This is a genomic window from Streptomyces sp. NPDC111656 (assembly GCF_055656965.1).
The window spans coordinates 1-20,854 of record NZ_JBVKCA010000011.1; the positions used below are offsets into that span (position 1 = coordinate 1).

Annotated in this window: 16 protein-coding genes; 7 read left to right on the forward strand and 9 right to left on the reverse strand. The window is 67.9% G+C overall.

Annotation, left to right across the window (positions count from 1 at the left end):
• Nucleotides 1–346 precede the first annotated feature (346 nt).
• The 3 genes from ACZ7M3_RS29250 to thyX form a co-directional block, all read right to left on the reverse strand.
• A complete protein-coding gene (locus tag ACZ7M3_RS29250) occupies nt 347–2,032 on the reverse strand; it encodes a ribonuclease J (RefSeq protein WP_075031322.1) in 1,686 nt (561 codons plus the stop codon).
• A 137-nt stretch (nt 2,033–2,169) separates the two neighbouring features.
• Nucleotides 2,170–3,069 (reverse strand): 4-hydroxy-tetrahydrodipicolinate synthase, encoded by a 900-nt coding sequence (gene dapA, locus ACZ7M3_RS29255; protein WP_472066927.1) that lies wholly within the window; start codon nt 3,067–3,069, stop codon nt 2,170–2,172.
• Between the two features lie 210 nt (nt 3,070–3,279).
• The gene (gene thyX, locus ACZ7M3_RS29260; RefSeq protein ID WP_067371413.1) at nt 3,280–4,020 is read right to left on the reverse strand and encodes an FAD-dependent thymidylate synthase; all 741 of its coding nucleotides are present in this window, start codon (nt 4,018–4,020) and stop codon (nt 3,280–3,282) included.
• A gap of 203 nt (nt 4,021–4,223) precedes the next feature.
• On the opposite strand from thyX, the gene ACZ7M3_RS29265 reads away from it, so the two are divergent.
• Both ACZ7M3_RS29265 and ACZ7M3_RS29270 read left to right on the forward strand, forming a co-directional pair.
• On the forward strand, nt 4,224–4,463 hold the full coding sequence (locus tag ACZ7M3_RS29265; protein WP_472066929.1) for a hypothetical protein: 240 nt from the start codon (nt 4,224–4,226) through the stop codon (nt 4,461–4,463).
• 122 nt (nt 4,464–4,585) lie between these two features.
• Nucleotides 4,586–5,143 carry a hypothetical protein gene (locus ACZ7M3_RS29270; protein WP_095852277.1) on the forward strand — a complete coding sequence of 186 codons (558 nt, stop codon included), beginning with the start codon at nt 4,586–4,588 and terminating at the stop codon, nt 5,141–5,143.
• A 138-nt stretch (nt 5,144–5,281) separates the two neighbouring features.
• Here ACZ7M3_RS29270 and ACZ7M3_RS29275 read toward each other — a convergent pair whose 3' ends face one another.
• The 5 genes from ACZ7M3_RS29275 to rpsO form a co-directional block, all read right to left on the reverse strand.
• Complete coding sequence (locus ACZ7M3_RS29275) at nt 5,282–5,737, reverse strand: tetratricopeptide repeat protein (RefSeq protein WP_054232802.1); 456 nt, start codon at nt 5,735–5,737, stop codon at nt 5,282–5,284.
• A 32-nt stretch (nt 5,738–5,769) separates the two neighbouring features.
• Nucleotides 5,770–6,522 carry a 4-hydroxy-tetrahydrodipicolinate reductase gene (gene dapB, locus ACZ7M3_RS29280; RefSeq protein WP_472066931.1) on the reverse strand — a complete coding sequence of 251 codons (753 nt, stop codon included), beginning with the start codon at nt 6,520–6,522 and terminating at the stop codon, nt 5,770–5,772.
• Between the two features lie 26 nt (nt 6,523–6,548).
• Nucleotides 6,549–7,928, reverse strand: coding sequence for a M16 family metallopeptidase (locus tag ACZ7M3_RS29285; RefSeq protein ID WP_452972089.1), 1,380 nt, complete (start codon nt 7,926–7,928; stop codon nt 6,549–6,551).
• Nucleotides 7,925–10,141, reverse strand: a complete 2,217-nt coding sequence (locus ACZ7M3_RS29290) for a polyribonucleotide nucleotidyltransferase (RefSeq protein WP_452972086.1) — start codon at nt 10,139–10,141, stop codon at nt 7,925–7,927. The genes ACZ7M3_RS29285 and ACZ7M3_RS29290 overlap by 4 nt, the downstream gene beginning before the upstream one ends.
• Before the next feature lie 388 nt (nt 10,142–10,529).
• The gene (gene rpsO, locus ACZ7M3_RS29295) at nt 10,530–10,817 is read right to left on the reverse strand and encodes a 30S ribosomal protein S15 (protein WP_019064787.1); all 288 of its coding nucleotides are present in this window, start codon (nt 10,815–10,817) and stop codon (nt 10,530–10,532) included.
• 265 nt (nt 10,818–11,082) lie between these two features.
• On the opposite strand from rpsO, the gene ACZ7M3_RS29300 reads away from it, so the two are divergent.
• The gene (locus tag ACZ7M3_RS29300; RefSeq protein WP_472066933.1) at nt 11,083–11,421 is read left to right on the forward strand and encodes a DUF397 domain-containing protein; all 339 of its coding nucleotides are present in this window, start codon (nt 11,083–11,085) and stop codon (nt 11,419–11,421) included.
• Nucleotides 11,422–11,498: 77 nt separating this feature from the next.
• Here ACZ7M3_RS29300 and eccD read toward each other — a convergent pair whose 3' ends face one another.
• Nucleotides 11,499–13,007: a type VII secretion integral membrane protein EccD gene (eccD, locus tag ACZ7M3_RS29305; protein ID WP_472067285.1), complete on the reverse strand. Its 1,509-nt coding sequence runs from the start codon at nt 13,005–13,007 to the stop codon at nt 11,499–11,501.
• A 410-nt stretch (nt 13,008–13,417) separates the two neighbouring features.
• Between eccD and eccCa the strand changes: the two genes are divergently transcribed.
• From eccCa to ACZ7M3_RS29325, 4 genes are all read left to right on the forward strand, one after another.
• A complete protein-coding gene (eccCa, locus tag ACZ7M3_RS29310; protein WP_472066935.1) occupies nt 13,418–17,377 on the forward strand; it encodes a type VII secretion protein EccCa in 3,960 nt (1,319 codons plus the stop codon).
• A 131-nt stretch (nt 17,378–17,508) separates the two neighbouring features.
• A complete protein-coding gene (locus ACZ7M3_RS29315; protein ID WP_450433148.1) occupies nt 17,509–17,958 on the forward strand; it encodes a hypothetical protein in 450 nt (149 codons plus the stop codon).
• On the forward strand, nt 17,958–20,027 hold the full coding sequence (locus ACZ7M3_RS29320) for a hypothetical protein (protein WP_472066937.1): 2,070 nt from the start codon (nt 17,958–17,960) through the stop codon (nt 20,025–20,027). Before ACZ7M3_RS29315 ends, ACZ7M3_RS29320 begins: the two co-directional genes overlap by 1 nt.
• Nucleotides 20,028–20,188: 161 nt before the next feature.
• Entirely contained in the window at nt 20,189–20,608 is a 420-nt protein-coding gene (locus ACZ7M3_RS29325) for a hypothetical protein (RefSeq protein ID WP_393016774.1), read from the forward strand.
• Nucleotides 20,609–20,854: the final 246 nt, after the last annotated feature.

Below are 20,854 nucleotides of genomic sequence, written 5' to 3' on the forward strand. Positions count from 1 at the left end.
TGAGTTCTCAAGGAACGGACGCTTCCTTTGTACTCACCCTCTCGGGCTTTCCTCCGGGCGCTTCCCTTCGGTCTTGCTGTCTTGCTTTGTTCTTGTGTTTCCGACTCTATCAGACCGTTTCCCGATCCGATTTCCTCGGTGCTTTCCAGGTTTCCGCTTTCGCGTTTCCCTTTCCGGCGGTTCCGACTTTATCAGAGATTCTGAGTCGGAATTTCCATCCCGCTCGGGTGGTTCCTGGCACACGGTCGTGCCGGGTTCCCGTTCAGGCGGAGCCGTAAACGTACTGGAGCGGGGCGCCCCGATGCAAATCGAGGGGCCCCGCTCCGGAGTTGGCGCGTGCGAGGGGTCAGACCTCGACGACGACCGGCAGGATCATCGGGCGACGGCGGTAGTTGTCCGAGACCCACTTGCCCAGCGTGCGGCGGATGAGTTGCTGCATCTGATGGGGCTCGACCACGCCGTCCTGGGCCGAGCGCTCCAGGACCTCCGTGACCTTCGGGATGACGTCCGCGAAGGCGGAGTCGTCGATGCCCGAACCACGCGCGTGGACGTGTGGGCCGGCGGTGATCTTGCCCGTACTCGAGTCGATCACCACGAAGACCGAGATGATGCCCTCGTCGCCGAGGATCTTGCGGTCCTTGAGCGCCGGCTCGCCCACGTCACCGACCGAGAGGCCGTCGACGTACACGTAACCCGCCTGGACCTTGCCGGAGATCTTCGCCTTGCCCTCGATGAGGTCGACGACGATTCCGTCCTCGGCGATCACGATGCGGTCGTGCGGGACGCCGGTGAGGGCGCCCAGCTCGGCGTTGGCGCGCAGGTGGCGCCATTCGCCGTGGACCGGCATCAGGTTTCGCGGCTTGCAGATGTTGTAGAAGTACAGCAGCTCGCCCGCGGAGGCGTGGCCGGAGACGTGCACCTTGGCGTTGCCCTTGTGGACGACGTTGGCGCCCCAGCGGGTGAGGCCGTTGATGACACGGTAGACCGCGTTCTCGTTGCCCGGGATGAGCGACGAGGCCAGGATCACCGTGTCGCCCTGGACGATCCGGATCTGGTGGTCCCGGTTGGCCATCCTCGACAGGGCCGCCATCGGCTCGCCCTGCGAGCCCGTGCAGACGAGGACGATCTCGTGGTCCGGGAGGTCGTCGAGTGTCTTGACGTCCACCACGAGGCCCGGCGGGACCTTCAGGTAGCCCAGGTCGCGTGCGATGCCCATGTTGCGGACCATCGAGCGGCCGACGAAGGCGACCCGGCGGCCGTACTCGTGGGCCGCGTCCAGGATCTGCTGGATGCGGTGAACGTGGCTGGCGAAGCTCGCCACGATGATCCGCTTGCGGGCGCTGGCGAAGACCGTGCGCAGTGCGTTCGAGATGTCGCGCTCGGGCGGGACGAAGCCCGGAACCTCGGCGTTCGTGGAGTCGGAGAGAAGAAGGTCGATGCCTTCCTCGCTCAGACGTGCGAACGCGTGCAGGTCGGTGAGGCGGTTGTCCAGCGGGAGCTGGTCCATCTTGAAGTCGCCGGTGTGGACGACCATGCCCGCGGGGGTGCGGATGGCGACCGCGAGGGCGTCCGGGATGGAGTGGTTGACCGCCACGAACTCGCAGTCGAAGGGGCCGATGCGCTCGCGGTGGCCCTCCGCGACTTCGAGGGTGTACGGGCGGATGCGGTGCTCCTGGAGCTTCGCCTCGATGAGGGCGAGGGTCAGCTTGGAGCCGATCAGCGGGATGTCCGGCTTCTCGCGCAGGAGGAACGGGACAGCGCCGATGTGGTCCTCGTGGCCATGGGTGAGGACGATGCCCTCGATGTCGTCGAGGCGGTCCCTGATGGACGTGAAGTCCGGCAGGATCAGGTCGATTCCGGGCTGCTCCTCCTCGGGGAAGAGCACTCCGCAGTCGACGATCAGCAGTCGGCCGTCGTACTCGAAGACCGTCATGTTCCGGCCGATTTCGCCAAGGCCACCGAGCGGGGTGACCCGCAGGCCTCCCTTGGGGAGCTTCGGCGGCGGGCCAAGTTCAGGATGCGGATGACTCAAAAGACTCTCCTCACCACACGCGCCACGTACCTGGCAAGGCACGTGGCGCGCATGACGTTCGTGCAGTAGCAGTTGTCTGTGTGGGGTGCAGGCCCCTGGCCTGCGTTGTCGTGCATATTCAGTTGTGAAGTCTGTATTTAGAGTTCTACCCCGCCGGCAGCAAGATCGATCTTGAGCTGGGCGGTCTCCTCGGGCGACAGCTCGACCATCGGGGCGCGCAGCGGTCCGGCGGGCAGGCCCTGGAGGGCGAGCGCGGCCTTGGTCGTCATGACGCCCTGGGTGCGGAACATGCCGGTGAAGACGGGGAGCAGCTTCTGGTGGATCTCGGTGGCCTTCTGTACGTCGCCCGAGACGTACGCGTCCAGCATGGCGCGCAGCTCCGGGGTGACGACGTGGCCGACGACGGAGACGAAGCCGACCGCGCCCACGGAGAGCAGCGGCAGGTTCAGCATGTCGTCGCCGGAGTACCAGGCGAGTCCGGAGCGGGCGATGGCCCAGCTGGCTCGGCCGAGGTCTCCCTTGGCGTCCTTGTTCGCGACGATACGCGAGTGCTCGGCCAGCCGCACGAGGGTTTCAGTGCTGATCGGTACGCCGCTGCGGCCGGGGATGTCGTACAGCATCACCGGCAGCTCGGTGGCGTCGGCGATGGCCGAGAAGTGACGGTACAGGCCCTCTTGCGGGGGCTTGTTGTAGTACGGCGTCACGGTCAGCAGGCCGTGCGCGCCGACCTTCTCGGCGGCGCGGGCGAGCTCGATGCTGTGGTGGGTGTCGTTCGTGCCGACGCCCGCGACGATGTGGGCGCGGTCGCCGACCGCCTCGAGTACGGCTCGTACGAGATCCGATTTCTCCACGTCACTGGTGGTCGGTGACTCACCGGTGGTGCCGTTGATGATCAGGCCGTCGTTGCCTGCGTCCACCAGGTGGGTGGCGAGCCGCTGTGCGCCGTCGAGGTCGAGTGCGCCGTCCGCCGTGAAGGGCGTGACCATGGCGGTGAGGACCCGCCCGAAGGGGGTCTGCGGAGTGGAGGTCGGAGCCATGGGTAACACGCTACTCGCTGCTCAAGGCGTGGTCTGCCCTCGGGGGACACGACAAAGCGCGACAAATGCGGAGCCCGGCACTGCCTGCTCGGGGGTTCAAGCAGTGCCGGGTCCGTTTGATCAGGCTAGATGAACTTCTCGAAATGCCGCAATACGGACACCTCGCTCGGTTGATCCGTACATCTGTGCCGAACGGCGCGCGGGAGCGCGTTACGGCGCCACGCGCCCGTTGGCGTTGAAGGCCGCGTAGGTGAGCGGCATGAGCTTGGCCCACTCCGCCTCCATCTTCTCGCCGACCATCTCGATCTCCCGCTGCGGGAAGGACGGGACCTTGGCGAGCTCGTGCTGGGTGCGCAGACCGAGGAAGTGCATCAGGGAGCGTGCGTTGCAGGTGGCGTACATCGAGGAGAAGAGGCCGACGGGGAGGACGGCGCGGGCCACCTCGCGGGCCACACCGGCGGCCAGCATCTCCTGGTACGCCTCGTACGCCTGTCGGTAGGAGTCCTCCATCACGCGGCCCGTGAGCTCCTGCTGCGCCTGGGTGCCCTCGACGAAGACGTACTTGCCGGGGCGGCCCTCCTGGACCAGCTTGCGGGACTCGTCCGGGACGTAGAAGACCGGCTCGAGCTCCCTGTACCTGCCCGACTCCTCGTTGTACGACCAGCCCACACGGTGCCGCATGAACTCGCGGAAGACGAAGATCGGGGCGCTGATGAAGAAGGTCATCGAGTTGTGCTCGAAGGGGCTGCCGTGCCGGTCCCGCATCAGGTAGTTCAGCAGGCCCTTGGAGCGCTCCGGGTCCTTCTGGAGCTCGTCGAGGGACTGCTCACCGAGGGTCGAGACACGGGCGGCGAACAGCACGTCCGAGTCCGACGCGGTGTGCTTGACCAGCTCGACGGTGACATCGCTGCGGAAACTGGGCTTGAGGTCGTCGGCGGGGGTGTCGGTCACGGTGCGGAGGGTCCTTCCCATCACATCTCTCGGGCGGCGCCCACTCTACGGCCCGCCACTGACAACGGGGCGTTCGGTGCCGTGCCGCGACATTCAGCGGCGAACTTCAGCGAATTCGGTGATTCCGGGCACCTCTTGGGCCGTTCGCTCGTCTGTATTGGTGACAGTGATCCGTTCGAGCCTCCAGAGGAGAAGCAACCCCCATGTTCCGTCGGCGCGAGCCCGTACCGTTCGCCTTCATCGCAGAAGCCGACCAGTTCCGCGGCAATGTCGCTCCCCCACCCCGCCGACGCTCGTCGGCCGGCGAGATATTCGGCCGCTGGCTCCTGGGCGTCACCGTGGTCGCCGGGCTGGTGGGCGCGCTGATCGTCGGGATGCCGGCCCTGTCGCTCGACCAGTCGTCCGCGACGACCCAGCATTCCGAAGCCTCCAACGGCCGCTGACCCTCCCCCACTGCTCAAAGGGCGTGGCGGCACCCCCATGGCCCCCCAAGGGTGGTGAGCGGGGACCCCGCTCGATAGCCTCACCGGGCACAGCCCATGCGTGGATTGAGTGAGGATCAGTCGTGCCCCTGCCCTTCCTGACGGCGGACCGTGACTTTGACGAGGTGGCGGACGAACTCGCCCTGCCCTTCGACGACCGCGGCCGCTGGCGGCGCCCCTACCGGCCCGGGCCGTGGCGGGTGGCCCTCGCCGCGCTCGTGCTGCTGCTCGCCTCCTACGTGCTTGTCGCGGCCGTGCTCGTCGCGCTCACGGGGAGCCGCTCCTCCGCCCTGCTCTGCTTCGGTGGCTCCGTGCTCGTGATCCTGTGCGCGTTGCGGCTGCTGCGGATGGGCGTCTGGGTGAGCGCGCGGGGGCTGCGCCGCGTGGGCTTCCTGAACACGAGTACGGCGTCCTGGGACCAGGTCGTCGCCGTACGCACCGTCCAGCAGCCGGTGCGCTGGCTCGGGCTGCCGCGCACCGTGCAGGGACAGGCGCTGATCCTCGTACGCAAGGGGCGTGCGGCGGACAGCGTGCCGCCGCTGCTCACCTCGCACAACTCCGACTTCCTGGCGCGCACGGAGGCCTTCGACCGGGCGGCGGACGCCGTCGAGGTGTGGGCCGACGAGTACCGGCGGGACTGAGCCCCAGCGGTCGTAGCCAGGCGACGTAGTAGGGCGCCGTAGCAGGGCGAAGGGGCCGGTCCGCACTCCGCGGGCCGGCCCCTTCGACGTCCTCCTCCGCCGTGCCGCTCGTCGCACTTCTGGTGTGCGCCGGGGTTCTCAGGCCTCGGCGGGGCGCCTGCCCTCGCGCAGAGCGATCGCCCGCTGCATCGCCTTGCGGGCGCGCGGGGTGTCGCGGGCGTCGTGGTAGGCGATCGCGAGGCGGAACCAGCTGCGCCAGTCGTCCGGGGCGTCCTCGGTCTCGGCCTTGCGCCTGGCGAAGACCTCGTCGGCCGAGTCACGGTCGATACGGCCGCCCGGGGTGCGCTTCAACTCGTCGACGGGCAGGCCGCCCTCGGCGTCGAGCTCGGCGGCGAGCCGGTTGGCCTTGCGGACGAACTGGGTGTTCTTCCACAGGAACCAGATGCCGATGACCGGCAGGATCAGCACCGCGACACCGAAGGTGACGGTGATCAGGGTGCCGTTCTCGATGAGCAGCACGCCTCGGCTGCCGACCAGGACGAAATAGACGACCAGGACGGCTGCCGTGACGGCGTAGGTGATCTTCGCACGCATGTCTGCCGGCTATCTGTTGTGCGTCCCTCGGCTCAGCCGAGGTCCAGGAAGTGTTCCAGGCCGAAGGTGAGGCCCGGGGCGGTCACCACGCGGCGTACGCCGAGCAGGATGCCCGGCATGAAGCTGCTGTGGTGGAGGGAGTCGTGGCGGATGGTGAGGGTCTCGCCCTCGCCGCCGAGCAGGACCTCCTGGTGGGCGAGGAGCCCGCGCAGGCGGACCGCGTGCACCGGGACGCCGTCGACGTTCGCGCCGCGGGCGCCGTCCAGGGCGGTCGCCGTGGCGTCGGGCTGCGGGGCGCTGCCCGCGCGCTCCCGGGCCGCGGCGATGAGCTGGGCGGTGCGCGTGGCGGTGCCGCTGGGGGCGTCCACCTTGTTCGGGTGGTGCAGCTCGACGACCTCGACGGATTCGAAGTACGGCGCGGCGACCTCGGCGAACTTCATGGTCAGTACGGCTCCGATGGAGAAGTTGGGCGCGATGAGCACGCCCGTCTTCGGGGACGCGGTCAGCGAGGTGTTGAGCTGAGCGAGGCGCTCGTCGGTCCAGCCGGTCGTGCCGACCACGGCGTGGATGCCGTGCCGGACGCAGAAGTCGAGGTTGCCCATCACCGAGGCCGGGGTCGTCAGTTCGACCACGACCTGGGTGCCGGTGGCGACCAGCGCTTCCAGCTCGTCGCCGCGGCTCAGCGCGGCCACCAGCTCCAGGTCCTCGGCGGCCTCGACGGCTCGTACCGCCTCGGCCCCGATCCGGCCCTTGGCACCGAGGACCGCCACGCGCAGCTTGCTCATTGCTTCGTTCCTTACCGAGACGGGAATTACGCGACCGCGTCGTGCAGACGGGAGGCCTGCTTGTCCTTGAGCGGGCCGATGACCGACAGCGAGGGCCGCTGTCCCAGGATGTCGCGGGCGACCGAACGGACCTCGTCCGGGGTGACCGACGCTATCCGGACCAGCATGTCGTCGACGGACATCTGCTCACCCCAGCACAGCTCGCTCTTGCCGATACGGTTCATCAGCGCGCCGGTGTCCTCCAGGCCGAGGACGGTGGAGCCCTGGAGCTGACCGACGGCGCGGCCGATCTCGTCGTCCGAGAGACCGTGCTCGGCGACCTGGTCGAGCTCGTCGCGGCAGATCTTGAGCACGTCGTGGACCTGGCTCGGCCTGCAGCCCGCGTACACGCCGAAGAGGCCGCAGTCGGCGAAGCCCGAGGTGTACGAGTACACGCTGTAGGCCAGACCGCGCTTCTCGCGGACCTCCTGGAAGAGGCGGGAGGACATGCCACCGCCCAAGGCGGTGTTCAGGACGCCCAGGGCCCAGCGGCGCTCGTCGGTGCGGGCGAGGCCCGGCATGCCGAGGACGACATGGGCCTGCTCGGTCCTGCGGCCGAGGAGTTCGACGCGGCCCGCGGTGCGGATGGCACGGCGGCCGTCGCGCGGGGCGATCGGCTCGACGGCGCTCTCCTTGAGGGCGCCGGCCTTCTCGAAGGCGGCGCGGACCTGGCGTACGACCTTGTTGTGGTCGACGTTGCCCGCGCAGGCGACCACGAGGTGCGTCGGGTCGTAGTGCTTCTTGTAGAAGCGGCGGATGCGGTCGGCGCTGAGGGCGTTGACCGTGTCGACCGTGCCGAGGACCGGGCGGCCGAGGGGGGTGTCGCCGAGCATGGTGTGCGCGAACAGGTCGTGCACGCAGTCGCCCGGGTCGTCCTCGGTCATCGCGATCTCTTCGAGGATCACGCCGCGCTCGGCGTCCACGTCGCCCTGCTCGATCAGCGAGCCGGTGAGCATGTCGCACACGACGTCGATGGCGAGCGGGAGGTCGGTGTCGAGCACACGCGCGTAGTAGCACGTGTACTCCTTGGCCGTGAACGCGTTCATCTCGCCGCCGACCGCGTCGATGGCGGAGGAGATGTCCAGGGCGCTGCGCCGGGAGGTGCCCTTGAAGAGCAGGTGCTCCAGGTAGTGCGTGGCGCCGTTCAGCGTCGGCGTCTCGTCGCGGGAGCCGACGTGCGCCCAGATCCCGAACGTGGCCGAGCGTACGGAGGGGAGGGTCTCGGTGACGATGCGCAGGCCGCCGGGGAGGGTGGTCTTACGGACCGTACCGATGCCGTTCTCGCCCTTGATGAGGGTTTGGGTACGGGCGACGGCCCGCGCCTCCGAAGAGGTGCGGGCCGTCGTCGTGGAGCTACGAGACGTCACTGGTCGGTGTCGTCCTTCTTGTCGTCGTCGCCTTCGCCCTCGACCACGGGGATCAGGGAGAGCTTGCCACGGGAGTCGATCTCGGCGATCTCGACCTGGACCTTCTGGCCCACACCGAGGACGTCCTCGACGTTCTCCACGCGCTTGCCGCCGGCGAGCTTGCGGATCTGCGAGATGTGCAGCAGACCGTCCTTGCCCGGGAGCAGCGACACGAACGCACCGAAGGTCGTCGTCTTCACGACGGTGCCCAGGTAGCGCTCGCCGACCTCCGGCATGGTCGGGTTGGCGATGCCGTTGATCGTGGCGCGGGCGGCCTCGGCGGCCGGGCCGTCGGCGGCACCGATGTAGATGGTGCCGTCGTCCTCGATCGTGATCTCGGCGCCGGTGTCCTCCTGGATCTGGTTGATCATCTTGCCCTTGGGGCCGATGACCTCACCGATCTTGTCCACGGGGATCTTGACGGTGATGATCCGCGGGGCGTTCGGGGACATCTCGTCCGGCGTGTCGATCGCTTCCATCATCACGTCGAGGATGTGGAGGCGGGCGTCGCGGGCCTGCTTGAGGGCCGCGGCCAGGACGGAGGCCGGGATGCCGTCCAGCTTGGTGTCGAGCTGGAGGGCGGTCACGAACTCCTTGGTGCCGGCGACCTTGAAGTCCATGTCGCCGAAGGCGTCCTCCGCACCGAGGATGTCGGTGAGGGCGACGTAGTGCGTCTGGCCGTCGATCTCCTGGGAGATCAGGCCCATGGCGATGCCGGCGACGGGGGCCTTCAGCGGCACACCGGCGTTGAGCAGCGACATGGTGGAGGCGCAGACCGAGCCCATGGAGGTCGAGCCGTTGGAGCCGAGGGCCTCGGACACCTGACGGATCGCGTAGGGGAACTCCTCGCGGGTCGGCAGGACCGGCACGAGCGCGCGCTCGGCGAGGGCGCCGTGGCCGATCTCGCGGCGCTTCGGGGAGCCCACGCGGCCCGTCTCACCGACGGAGTACGGCGGGAAGTTGTAGTTGTGCATGTAGCGCTTGCGGGTCACCGGGGAGAGGGTGTCCAGCTGCTGCTCCATGCGGAGCATGTTGAGGGTGGTGACGCCCAGGATCTGGGTCTCGCCACGCTCGAACAGCGCCGAGCCGTGCACGCGCGGGATGGCCTCGACCTCGGCGGCGAGCGTACGGATGTCCGTGACGCCGCGGCCGTCGATGCGGACCTTGTCCTTGATGACGCGCTCGCGGACCAGCTTCTTGGTCAGCGCGCGGTACGCGGCGGAGATCTCCTTCTCGCGACCCTCGAACTGCGGGAGCAGCTTCTCGGCGGCGATCTCCTTGACGCGGTCGAGCTCGGCCTCGCGGTCCTGCTTGCCGGCGATGGTGAGCGCCTGGGCGAGCTCGCTCTTGACCGCGGCGGTCAGGGCCTCGAGGACGTCGTCCTCGTAGTCGAGGAAGATCGGGAACTCGGCGGTCGGCTTGGCGGCCTTCGCGGCGAGGTCCGACTGCGCCTTGCACAGGACCTTGATGAAGGGCTTCGCGGCGTCGAGGCCGGAGGCGACGACCTCCTCGGTCGGCGCCTCGGCGCCACCCTTGACCAGCTGGATGGTCTTCTCGGTGGCCTCGGCCTCGACCATCATGATCGCGACGTCGCCGTCCTCCAGGACGCGACCGGCGACGACCATGTCGAAGACGGCGTCCTCGAGCTCGGTGTGCGTCGGGAACGCGACCCACTGGCCGTTGATCAGCGCGACGCGGACGCCGCCGACCGGGCCGGAGAAGGGCAGACCGGCCAGCTGCGTGGACGCGGAGGCGGCGTTGATCGCCACGACGTCGTACAGGTGGTCGGGGTTGAGGGCCATGATCGTGGCGACGACCTGGATCTCGTTGCGCAGGCCCTTCTTGAAGGACGGGCGCAGCGGGCGGTCGATCAGACGACAGGTGAGGACGGCGTCCTCGGAGGGACGACCCTCGCGGCGGAAGAAGCTGCCGGGGATCTTGCCTGCGGCGTACATCCGCTCCTCGACGTCCACCGTGAGGGGGAAGAAGTCGAGGTTGTCCTTGGGCTTCTTGGAAGCACTGGTGGCCGACAGCACCATGGTGTCGTCGTCCAGGTACGCCACGGCGGAGCCGGCGGCCTGCTTGGCCAGGCGGCCCGTCTCGAAGCGGATGGTGCGGGTGCCGAAGGAACCGTTGTCAATAACGGCCTCGGCGTAGTGGGTCTCGTTCTCCACTAGCGTTTTCTCCTCGTCTTCGTCCCGACCTGCCCGTGTGGCAGGGGGACGGTGGCGGAGAGGCGCTCCGTCTGGTGCGGGCCGGTCTTCGATCGAAGCACCCGGGATCTCAATCCCCCGGGGGCCACTACCGAGGACCGGCGGCGGTGCGGTGCGCGTCTCCTCGTTCGTTGACGTGACGGTCCCTACCCGGCGGGTACGGAGTCATCACGCTGTGTCGTACGTGCTGTGTCCTGCGTATTGCGTTGTGCTACCACACTACAAAGCGTCGGTGACACTCCGCACGTACAGAGACGTACGGCAGTGCGTACGGCAATGCTCACGGCAGCGGCACGTACAGCAAAAGGAGCGGCTCCCAAGAGGTGGGAACCGCTCCCTTCACGGCGTCTTACTTGGCGCCCGCCGCACCGCGGCGGATGCCCAAACGGTCGACCAGCGCACGGAAGCGCTGGATGTCCTTCTTGGCCAGGTACTGCAGCAGCCGGCGGCGCTGACCGACCAGGATCAGCAGACCACGACGGGAGTGGTGGTCGTGCTTGTGGGTCTTGAGGTGCTCGGTCAGGTCCGAGATGCGGCGCGAGAGCATGGCGACCTGGACCTCGGGGGAGCCGGTGTCGCCCTCCTTCTGGCCGAACTCACTGATGAGCTGCTTCTTCGTAGCGGCGTCGAGCGACACGCGTACTCCTCGTAGTCTTTGATGTGCCACCGAGTGCCCCTGGTCCACATCTCAGGGGAGCTTCCGTTACTCGGGAGGCGGGGATCCGCTGGGCGCGGCCTCCAGAGCGATGGGCTCCGGGGGTGCGTACACAAACGGCCGTCACACAGCGTACCAGCCTGGCCGGATGCGTCTGTCCGGGTCGCCGAACCTTCCTGGTGACGCGGGCCCGGCCACTAGGGTGACCGCACAGGTCATTCGTACGTGGGGAAGGGGCCGCTTGAACATGGCCGAGGCAGCGGACGCAGCGGGCGTAGCGGACAAGGACATCGCGGCGGAGACGGACGCCGACGTCAAGGCGCGCAAGGAGCGGGAGAAGGACGAGCTCTACGCCCTGGACATCTCCGACGTCGAATGGCAGAGCGCACCGGGCACGGAGGAACACGAGGAGCGGGTCGAGATCGCGTACCTGCCCGAGGGCGCGGTGGCCATGCGTTCCTCCCTCGACCCGGACACGGTCCTGCGGTACACGGAGGCGGAGTGGCGGGCCTTTGTGCTGGGGGCGCGGGACGGGGAGTTCGATCTGGAGCCGGGGCCGCACAATGGGGGGCTTGCGGCGCAGTAGACGACGTGCCGAGGGACAGAGACGGGGAGGGCGGTCGGCTGGTGAGCCGACCGCCCTCCCCGTTCTCGGCTCGGTGATCAGCTGGTCATGGACCGGGCCGCGCCGTACACGTCGAAGACGGCGAGAGCCAGCGGGATCAGGGTGAGCAGCACGAAGCCTTCGGCGACTTCCAGGAAGCGGCCCCAGAACGGGGTGAGGCCGCCGCGCGGCAGGATCAGGCCGAGTGCCGTGACCAGCGCTGCCGCCGCCCCGATCGTCGCGACGAGCCAGATCGTGCGGATGTCGAGGTCCGAACGGTCGCCGGTGAGGGCGTCACGCATCAGAGCGTGCGGCGGGTTGAGCGCCAGGCCGAGGCCGAGCAGGACGAGAGCGCCGAGGCCCGCGGCCAGGACGGGCGCGACCTGGGTCGTGTAGCGGAAGAGGTGGGCGCGCATCAGCATGGCCACGCCGGTGACGAAGGCGAGCAGCTGTCCCCAGACGTTGTCGGAGAAGCCGAGCACCACCGAGGCGCCGACGGCGAGCAGCGCGCAGCCGCCGACGAGCCCGACGAGGAGTTCGTGGCCGCGGCGGGCCTGCGCCTGGATGCGTTCGGCGTCGACCGGCTCCGGCGGGGCGGGATCGGCTGCGTACGCGCTGCGCGGAGTGGCGTTCGGCGGGTCGAAGCCGATCGGCAGGCGGGCGAAGCGCATGGACATGCCCGGCAGGAAGGCCAGTGCTCCCACGGCGACGGGCGCACACAGCGCGGCGATCTCGGTGGGCGACCAGTGCACGAGCAGTGCCACGAACACCACGACCAGGGCGATGGCAGAGGCGAACACGAAGGCGACGAACGGGCCGTCCCCGCGCGGCGAGCACAGAGTGAGAACCACCGAGGCCACCAGCACCGCGGCGCAGGCGAGCAGGAACTGCAGCTTGCCGATGCCCTCGCCGCCCGCCAGTGACAGCAGCCCGGAGCCCGCCACACCTACGTTCGGGAGCGCGCCGAGTCCCAGCGCGACGGCGGAGGCCCGGTCGTCGTAGATCCGTGCGCGGATCGCGGCGAGGACAACAAGAAGTACACCGGTGACGCCCGCGAGGATGCCGGGCAGGCTGTGCATGTCGTGGCGCGGATCGGCGGTCCAGGCGACGAACGCGAGCAGCGTCGGCAGGACGCCGCCGCCGACGAGCCCCGCGGCGCGCGTCAGGTCGCCACTCCACAGGGTGCGTTCACGGGTGACCGCGGATGCGACCGCCTCTGACACGTCGTCGAAGACGGCGGGGGGCAGCGACTCGGAGAAGGGGCGCAGGGTGAGGAGTTCGCCGTCGAGAATCCGCTGCGCGGCGAAGGAACGCGAGCTGTCGAGGACAGCGCCGTCTCGGCGTACGAGGTGGTAACCGACCGGAGCGCCCTGGGCGGGACTCTGCTGGGAGAGCCTGAGGATCTCCGGATAGATGTCGGCGACCGGGATGTCGTCGGGCAGCGCCACGTCGATCCGGCTGTCGGGCGCGACGATGGTGACCCGGCAGAAGCCGAGGCCCGTGCCCGCCCCGTGAGGGGCTCCGGGTCCCGGCCCTCCGGCTCCGGTGGTTGTCGCGGAGGCCGTCATGCTCACCTGCTGCTCCCCCTCAATGATGGTCCTGCGTCTGCGATCTCGGTCATGCTCTTGCGTCTGCGTCGGTTCCGCGGACGTGATGGCGCCGCGGCTGCGGTGGTTCTGCGGCCACGGTGTGAAGGTCCTGCGTCTCTTTGCCGGGACCACCCGGCCGACGGTGCGGCAAGGCGGCCGAAAGAGGGCCGTGCGGCCGGTTCTTGGGTTCCGCACACCACCACATCGCGCGGAATGTCCTGATTTTCCGGCCTCGTTCGCGTGTGCTCACGCGAACATCCGGCACCCTACCGCCCACCCGTCTCCCATGAAGTCAGTAGTAAGTCAGTAGGATCACGCGGCGGCCTGCGTCCGCCTGACACGGGGCGGCGGGCGGAAGACCCTGGGGCCGGCAAGGGAATTGGTGAGCAGTGAGCCAAATCATCGTCAAGCGCCCACCTCGGGCGCTGCCGTCCGAAGTGCCCACGGAAGAGGTCGTCCTTCAGCCGCCGCCGGAGCTTCCGCGCGGGCACCAGGAAAGCGTCCTCATGCAGCTGCTGCCGACGCTCGGCATGGGCGGCTCGGTGGTCTTCTTCTTCACGAACGGGCAGCCGTTCATGAAGATCATGGGCATGGTGATGATCGCGTCGACGGTGGCCATGTCCGTCGCGATGATCGTCCGCTTCCGGCGCGGCTCCCAGGGCCAGCTCGCGGACATGCGCCGCGACTATCTGAGCTATCTGTCACAGACCCGACGCACGGCCCTGGACACGGGGAGAGCGCAGCGCGACGCCCAGTACTACCTGCACCCTTCTCCCGAGCAGTTGTGGGCGCTGGTCGCCGAGGGCAGCCGGGTGTGGGAACGGCGGCCGGGGGACGAGGACTTCGCCCAGGTGCGCATCGGCCTCGGTCCGCAGTCGCTGGCCACCCCACTGGTCTCCCCCGAGACAGGTCCGGTCGACCAGCTGGAGCCGCTGACCGCAGGCGCGATGCAGCGTTTCGTGTCCACCCACGGCGTCCTGGACGCGCTGCCGATGGCCGTCTCGCTGCGCGCCTTCTACCACGTCACGGTCAGCGGCGATCCGCAGTCCGTACGTGCCTCGGCGCGTGCTCTGGCCGGTTCGCTGGCCTCGCTGCACTCACCCGAGGACCTGATGATCGTGGTCGCGGCCGGGCGTGAGGAGCTCTCGCACTGGGAGTGGGCCAAGTGGCTGCCGCACGTGCAACTCTCCGACGCGGTGGACGGCGCGGGCAGCCGCCGACTGATCGGCAGTGACTCGCGCGAGCTGGAACAGCTGCTGGCCACCCGGCTGACGGGGCGTCCACGCTTCCACCCGAACGCCGCCCCGCTCCCGGACGAACCGCACATCGTCGTCGTACTCGATGGCCTGTCGCTACCGCCGGACTCCGTCCTGGCCACCCCCGAGGGACTGCAGGGGGTGACGGTCGTCGAGGTCGTCCCCGAGGACCTGTCCGGAGCCCGCGGTGACCTCTCCATCGTCGTGCAGCCGCACGCGCTGCATCTGGAGTCCGGGCACGGCATCGTCTACGAGGGCACACCGGACGCCCTCTCGTACGAGTCCGCGGAGGCGCTGGCGCGGCAGCTGGCGCCGCTGCGCGTGGCCTCGGGCGGGGACGACGACGAACCGCTGCTCGCCAACCTGGAGTTCACGGATCTGCTGAACCTCGGGGACGCGGCCTCGGTGGACACCAAGCGCACCTGGCGGGCGCGTTCGCTCGCCGAGCGGCTGCGCGTGCCGATCGGCGTCGGCGAGGACGGCCGGCCCGTCATGCTGGACCTCAAGGAGGCCGCGCAGGAGGGCATGGGCCCGCACGGGCTGTGCGTGGGCGCGACGGGTTCGGGCAAGTCGGAGCTGCTGCGCACGCTGGTGCTGGGTCTGGCGGTGACGCACTCGTCCGAGACGCTGAACTTCGTCCTCGCGGACTTCAAGGGTGGTGCCACCTTTGCCGGGATGGCGCAGATGCCGCACGTGGCAGCCGTGATCACCAACCTGGCGGACGACCTGACGCTGGTCGACCGCATGGGCGACTCCATCCGCGGTGAACTCAACCGCCGCCAGGAGATGCTGCGCGACGCGGGCAACTACGCGAACATCCACGACTACGAGAAGGCGCGGGCGGCCGGGGCGCCGCTCCAGCCGATCCCGTCCCTCGTCCTGGTGATCGACGAGTTCAGCGAGCTGTTGACCGCCAAGCCGGACTTCATCGAGATGTTCGTGCAGATCGGCCGCATCGGCCGTTCGCTGGGCGTGCATCTGCTGCTGGCCTCGCAGCGCTTGGAGGAGGGCCGGCTGCGCGGTCTGGAGACGTACCTCTCGTACCGGATCGGCCTGCGGACGTTCTCCGCCGCCGAGTCGCGTGCGGCGCTGGGCGTCCCCGACGCGTACGAACTGCCGAACGTGCCCGGTTCCGGCTTCCTGAAGTTCGGCACCGACGAGATGGTGCGTTTCAAGGCGGCGTACGTCTCCGGGGTGTACCGCACGGGTCCGACCCGGTCCGCGCTCGGCGGCGCGCTGCCGGTGGACCGGCAGCCGGTGCTGTTCACCGCGGCGGAGGTGCCGGTGCGGTACGTCGCCGTGCCCCAGCAGCGCGAGGAGACGCCGGAGACGGACGACGCCCTGGCCGACACCGTGCTCGATGTGATCGTGCGCCGTCTGGAGGCGCAGGGCCCGGCGGCCCACCAGGTGTGGCTGCCGCCGCTGGACAGCCCGCCGTCACTGGACGGGCTGCTCCCGGGACTGGCCGCGGTGCAGGGACGCGGGCTCACCCAGCCCGGCTACGAGGGGGCAGGACGGCTCGTCGTACCCGTCGGTCTCGTCGACAAGCCGTATGAGCAGCGCCGCGACCCGCTGTGGGTCGACTTCTCGGGCGCCGCCGGCCATATGCAGATCGTCGGCGGTCCGCAGTCCGGCAAGTCGACGCTGCTGCGCAGCTTGATCGCCTCCTTCGCGCTCACTCACACCCCGCACGAGGTGCAGTTCTACGGCCTCGACTTCGGCGGTGGCGGCATGGCGGCCGTGGCCGGACTGCCGCACGTCGGCGGTGTGGCCTCGCGCCTCGACCCGGAAAAGGTGCGGCGTACGGTCGCCGAGGTGTACGGCGTCATGACGCGCCGCGAGGAGTACTTCCGCTCCTCCGGCATCTCGTCGATCGCCGAGTTCCGCACGAAGCGGGCGCGCGGTCAGATCTCCCTGACCGACCAGCCGTGGGGTGATGTCTTCCTGGTCATCGACGGCTGGGGCAACTTCCGCGCGGACTACGAGGCCGTGGAGGGCGTTGTCCTGGACATCGCCGCACGGGGCCTCGGCTACGGCATCCACCTCGTCCTGACCGCGTCCAGGTCGATGGAGGTCCGGGCGAACCTCAAGGACCACCTGATGAACCGCCTGGAGCTGCGCCTCGGCGACACGATGGACTCGGAGCTGGACCGCAAGGTGGCGGTGAACGTCCCCACGGGCGTGCCCGGCCGCGGCCAGGCGCCGGGGAAGCTGCACTTCATGGGTGCCGTTCCACGCATCGACGGTCTGACGTCGGACACGGACCTCGCCGACGCGACGGCGGCGCTGGCGACGGAGGTGTCCCGCCACTGGCAGGCGCCCGGCGCCCCCGAAGTCCGGCTGCTCCCCCGCGAGTTCCCGGCGCAGCAACTGCCTCCGGGGGACCACTCCCCCCACCGCGGTGTGGCCTTCGCGCTCGACGAGGACAACCTCGAACCCGTCTTCGTCGACTTCGAGCAGGACCCGTTCTTCCTCGTTTTCGGAGAGAGCGAGTCGGGCAAGTCGAACCTGCTGCGCCTGCTGATCAAGCAGCTGACCGAGCGCTACTCGGGCGACGACTGCAAGCTGTTCGTGGTCGACAACCGGCGCTCACTGCTCGACGTCACACCGTCCACGCACCTCGCCGAGTACATCCCCATGTCCAACGCCATGGACCACCACATGAGCGCGCTGGCCGAGCTGATGCAACGCCGGACACCCACGGCGGACGTGACCGCACAGCAGCTACGGGAGCGGAGCTGGTGGCGCGGCCCGACGGTGTACGTCGTGGTCGACGACTACGACCTCGTGTCCACGTCGAGCGGGAACCCGCTGGGCGGTCTGACGGAACTGCTTCCGTTCGCGCGGGATGTGGGCGTGCGATTCATCATCGCCCGATCGACTGCCGGCGCGGGGCGCGCTGCGTACGAGCCTTTCATGCAGCGGATGAGGGAGCTGGGTGCGCAGGGTGTGGTGCTCGCCGGCGATCCGGGCGAGGGAGACATCCTGGGCGGAGTGCGGCCTCGGGCCATGCCTGCGGGGCGGGGCGTCTTTGTCTCTCGCAGGCGGGGAAAGCCCTTGGTTCAGACCGGGTTGATGAGTGTGGAGTACTGATGAAGTACACGCGAAAGTCTTCGCACTCGACAGCTCCGAGGCGGCAGATCTGTTCCATTGGTACGTTGAAGTAGCCCGGCGGCCGTCGGTCCGACGGCCGCGTTCACGGGACCAACGGGGAGGATTCCGACGTGGCTTGGGACGAATGGGAGCAGCTGAAGAACCAGGCGGCGCACAAGCAATCCGCGCGCATGCAACTCAATCAGTTACCGGCCGACGGTGGCGGTGGCAGCACCCCGCAGGGTGATCTGACCGTTGGCCAAAAGGATCTCGCCGCGATCGGCGACCGGGCATTCAAGCTGTGGGAAGACCTGGGCCGGTATGGGCGTGACGCCTGGTCCAGCAGCCAGACAGCGGCGTCGGATCTCAAGACCCAGGGCTTCACACTGGGTGGGGCAGTCGACCGCGTGCAGAGCCGCTGGGAAGAACAACTGACGTCGCTCCTCGACGCGTGTGCCCATATCTCCAACCATATGGACTTCACGAAGAAGGCCCATCAGGGCGACGAGTACTACATCGGCGGCCAGATCAGCAGCATCTCCACTCTCGACAAGGGCTTCGACGGTGGAAAGGGGCACTGATGGATCTGGATACGCTCCGCTTGGGGAACTTCGCGTCGCTCGGTACTGCCATAGACGACTGGACTCGGGTCGTGGGGAACCTGGAGACCCTTGAGAAGAACGCCCGTGAAGGACTCAAAGGCCTGGCGGACAAGGCCAAATGGACCGGCGTGAACGCCACTGTCTCGCGCGAGTTCATCACCAAGACGGCGGGCGAGTTCACTGACGCCCACACCGAGGCCAGCACCATCCGTGACATCCTCAAGGACACCCACGAGGAGCTCGTCAGCTACCACGAGCAGCTCAACGAGGCGGTATCACGCGGGCTCAAGAAGAACCTCACAGTGATGGACACCGGCAACGGCTCCTTCACCGTCACCATGAACATCCATCCCGATCGCGCGGCCAAGGGGACCACGGTCCCCGATCACAGCGAGCAGGATGTGACCGAGCTGCGCGATGACGTCCAGCGCATTCTCGGCAGAGCCACGCACAGCGACGAGACCGCGTCCGAGGCGCTTCGCGCGATCGTCGAGCAAGCCGAGTACGGGTTCTCCGGCGCCTCGTACGGCGACAGGGATTCGGCGACCAAGGCTCTGGAGGACGCCGAGAAGTACGCGAATCTCATCAAGGACAAGGGAGATTCGATGTCTCCCCAGGAATTTGATGAACTCAACCGGAATCTCGCAGGTTACAAGAACGACCCGCTCTTTCAGGAGAAGTTCGCCACCACCCTCAGCCCGAGGGGGACGTTGGATTTCTGGGCCGACCTCTCCGATCCGTCGGACGGCGGCGATCTGCAGCGGGCACGCCTCGATCAACTCGGAGAATTCCAAAAGAATCTCAGCCTCACTCTCGCAGGAGCGACACAGTCGGATTCCCCCGCGATGCGGCACTGGGAGAACGACATGGTCCAGCTGGGCGACGACCCCATCCGGACCCGTGGAACACAGGTCTACGGTTTCCAGCTGATGAGCAACCTGATGCGAGTCGGGGATTACAATGACGCGTTCTTGAACAAGTACGGTGACGCCCTGGTGTCGACCGAGAAGAAGATGAAGCTACCGGACCACTACTGGAACGGTGGCGTGGGCGGACCTGCCATGCCCAAGATGAACTTCATGGGTGACGAGTTCGGCCGGGATCCGATGACCGGATTCATGACAGCTCTCTCGAACAGCCCTGACGCCGCCACCGACTTCTTCAACAGGACTGATCCCCAGGACAATGCCGAGTGGGTCCTCAAGGATCGCCCCACATTCGACGACACCCCCCTGAACAGCAACGACGGAAACCAGTCGCGTGATGCGACGGGGAATGCTCTCGTCGCCGCAGCCACGGGCGTCAATCCCAACGACCCCCACGCCGTTCCCGTGGAGCACACCGCCGAGAACCGGCACGTCCTCGATCGCTCGCTGAAGATCGTCTCGGGTGTGGGCGACGACTTCGCTCCCGAGATGCGCGATGACATGGCCAAAGTGCTGGTGAACTACGGCGACGAGGTCAATCACACCGCAAGTTCCCTCGCAGACGATCACGGCGACCCGAGACAGCTCGATCGACATCAGCTGCTGGAAGTGACGAAGCAGGTGTCACGTGATCAGAACGCCTACGGAATACTCAACGACGGCCTGAACCGGGAGATGGTGCGCGACATCTACACGGACCGTCCGAGCGATCCGAAGGAAACGCTGCTCCGGGCAGGGCACACCGTCGGCTTCCTCGAAGAGGCCCGCTATCAGGCCCTGAAGACGGACAAGCACGACCCTTCGTGGGATGCCAAGTGGCTTTATCACGGCTTCGGTGGTGCCGTGAACTTCATCCCGGTTGTCGGTGATGCCGCGCAGCGAGGCGTCGACGCCCTTGCCTACCAATGGCAATTGGACGAGCAGGCACGCATCAACGAGGAGACCGCCCGGCAGAACGGCGAAGTCTTCACCGCGCGGGAGAACCAACTGCAGAAGCTGGCCGACCTGTGGATGGACGCCAACCCGAACCACGGCAGCAACAGGTACACGATTACATCCGAGATCAACGGCGCCGCCTTCGACGGCAATGGCCGTGCTCAGGGACTGGCAGGTGATCAGTGAACAACGGTACTTCTCTGCTTCTGGGTCGGCTCGCGGGACGTACGGGAGGATCTCAGAGCTGTATGCGAACTGTTGCCGCCGCTGCTGTGACCGTAGTCCTTCTGTCGGCGACAGCTTGTTCGGGATCTCGCGACTACGCGGTCCCGGACAAGGCATGCGGTGTGACCGTCGATTCCGACTCGCTGTCTCCCCTCCTTCCGAACGGAAAGAAACTCACAGAGAAGTCATACGACGCCGGCCCCGAGAGTCCACGTTGCCGTCTGCTGGTGGACCAGAAGTTGGTCGTCTATCTTTCGGGAGATGTCGTTGCCGCCGACACCGATCCCATCAAGGTCCAGGATCGGGCACTCGTACGCCTTGGGAGTCCCGCCGCCGCTGACATCGGCGACGGCGCCGTGATCGCCGACCGTGGAGCGATGGCGGTCGCCGGCTGCACCTACAAGGGAAAGCAGCAGAAGTTCGCCGTGCTGGTTCAGCTGCAGCGGAACGTTCCTGAGAAGGTTTCGGAACGGCGCGACGCCCTGCGCTCCTTCCTCCGTTCTTATTTCCCGAAGGCCATGGAGAAGCAGGGCTGCCAGTAACACGGGGCGGTACGCCTTGGCCTCTGGACGTCGTCAACCAGTCCGGAGCGGGGTCGAGCGACGCCCTCGACTGCCCGCGTCGACTTCGTCCTGGCCGACCCGACAGAAGTCCGCATCGCACAAGCGAAAGTCGTGGGCCCGGTCATCGCAGCCCTCCAGAGACATGCGTCATGTTGTGGAGATCATGGTGAGCTATTTAGACTTCCTTGACTCAAGCTCACGGATCCGGCCAGTTTGTAGTTCGAC

Coding starts and splice junctions, on each gene's coding strand:
- ACZ7M3_RS29275 (WP_054232802.1), bottom strand. CDS start 5,737: ATGCGTGCGAAGATCACCTACGCCGTCACGGCAGCCGTCCTGGTCGTC.
- dapB (WP_472066931.1), bottom strand. CDS start 6,522: ATGAGCAAGCTGCGCGTGGCGGTCCTCGGTGCCAAGGGCCGGATCGGG.
- ACZ7M3_RS29300 (WP_472066933.1), top strand. CDS start 11,083: ATGGCCGAGGCAGCGGACGCAGCGGGCGTAGCGGACAAGGACATCGCG.
- ACZ7M3_RS29320 (WP_472066937.1), top strand. CDS start 17,958: ATGGATCTGGATACGCTCCGCTTGGGGAACTTCGCGTCGCTCGGTACT.
- eccD (WP_472067285.1), bottom strand. CDS start 13,007: ATGACGGCCTCCGCGACAACCACCGGAGCCGGAGGGCCGGGACCCGGA.
- dapA (WP_472066927.1), bottom strand. CDS start 3,069: ATGGCTCCGACCTCCACTCCGCAGACCCCCTTCGGGCGGGTCCTCACC.
- ACZ7M3_RS29265 (WP_472066929.1), top strand. CDS start 4,224: ATGTTCCGTCGGCGCGAGCCCGTACCGTTCGCCTTCATCGCAGAAGCC.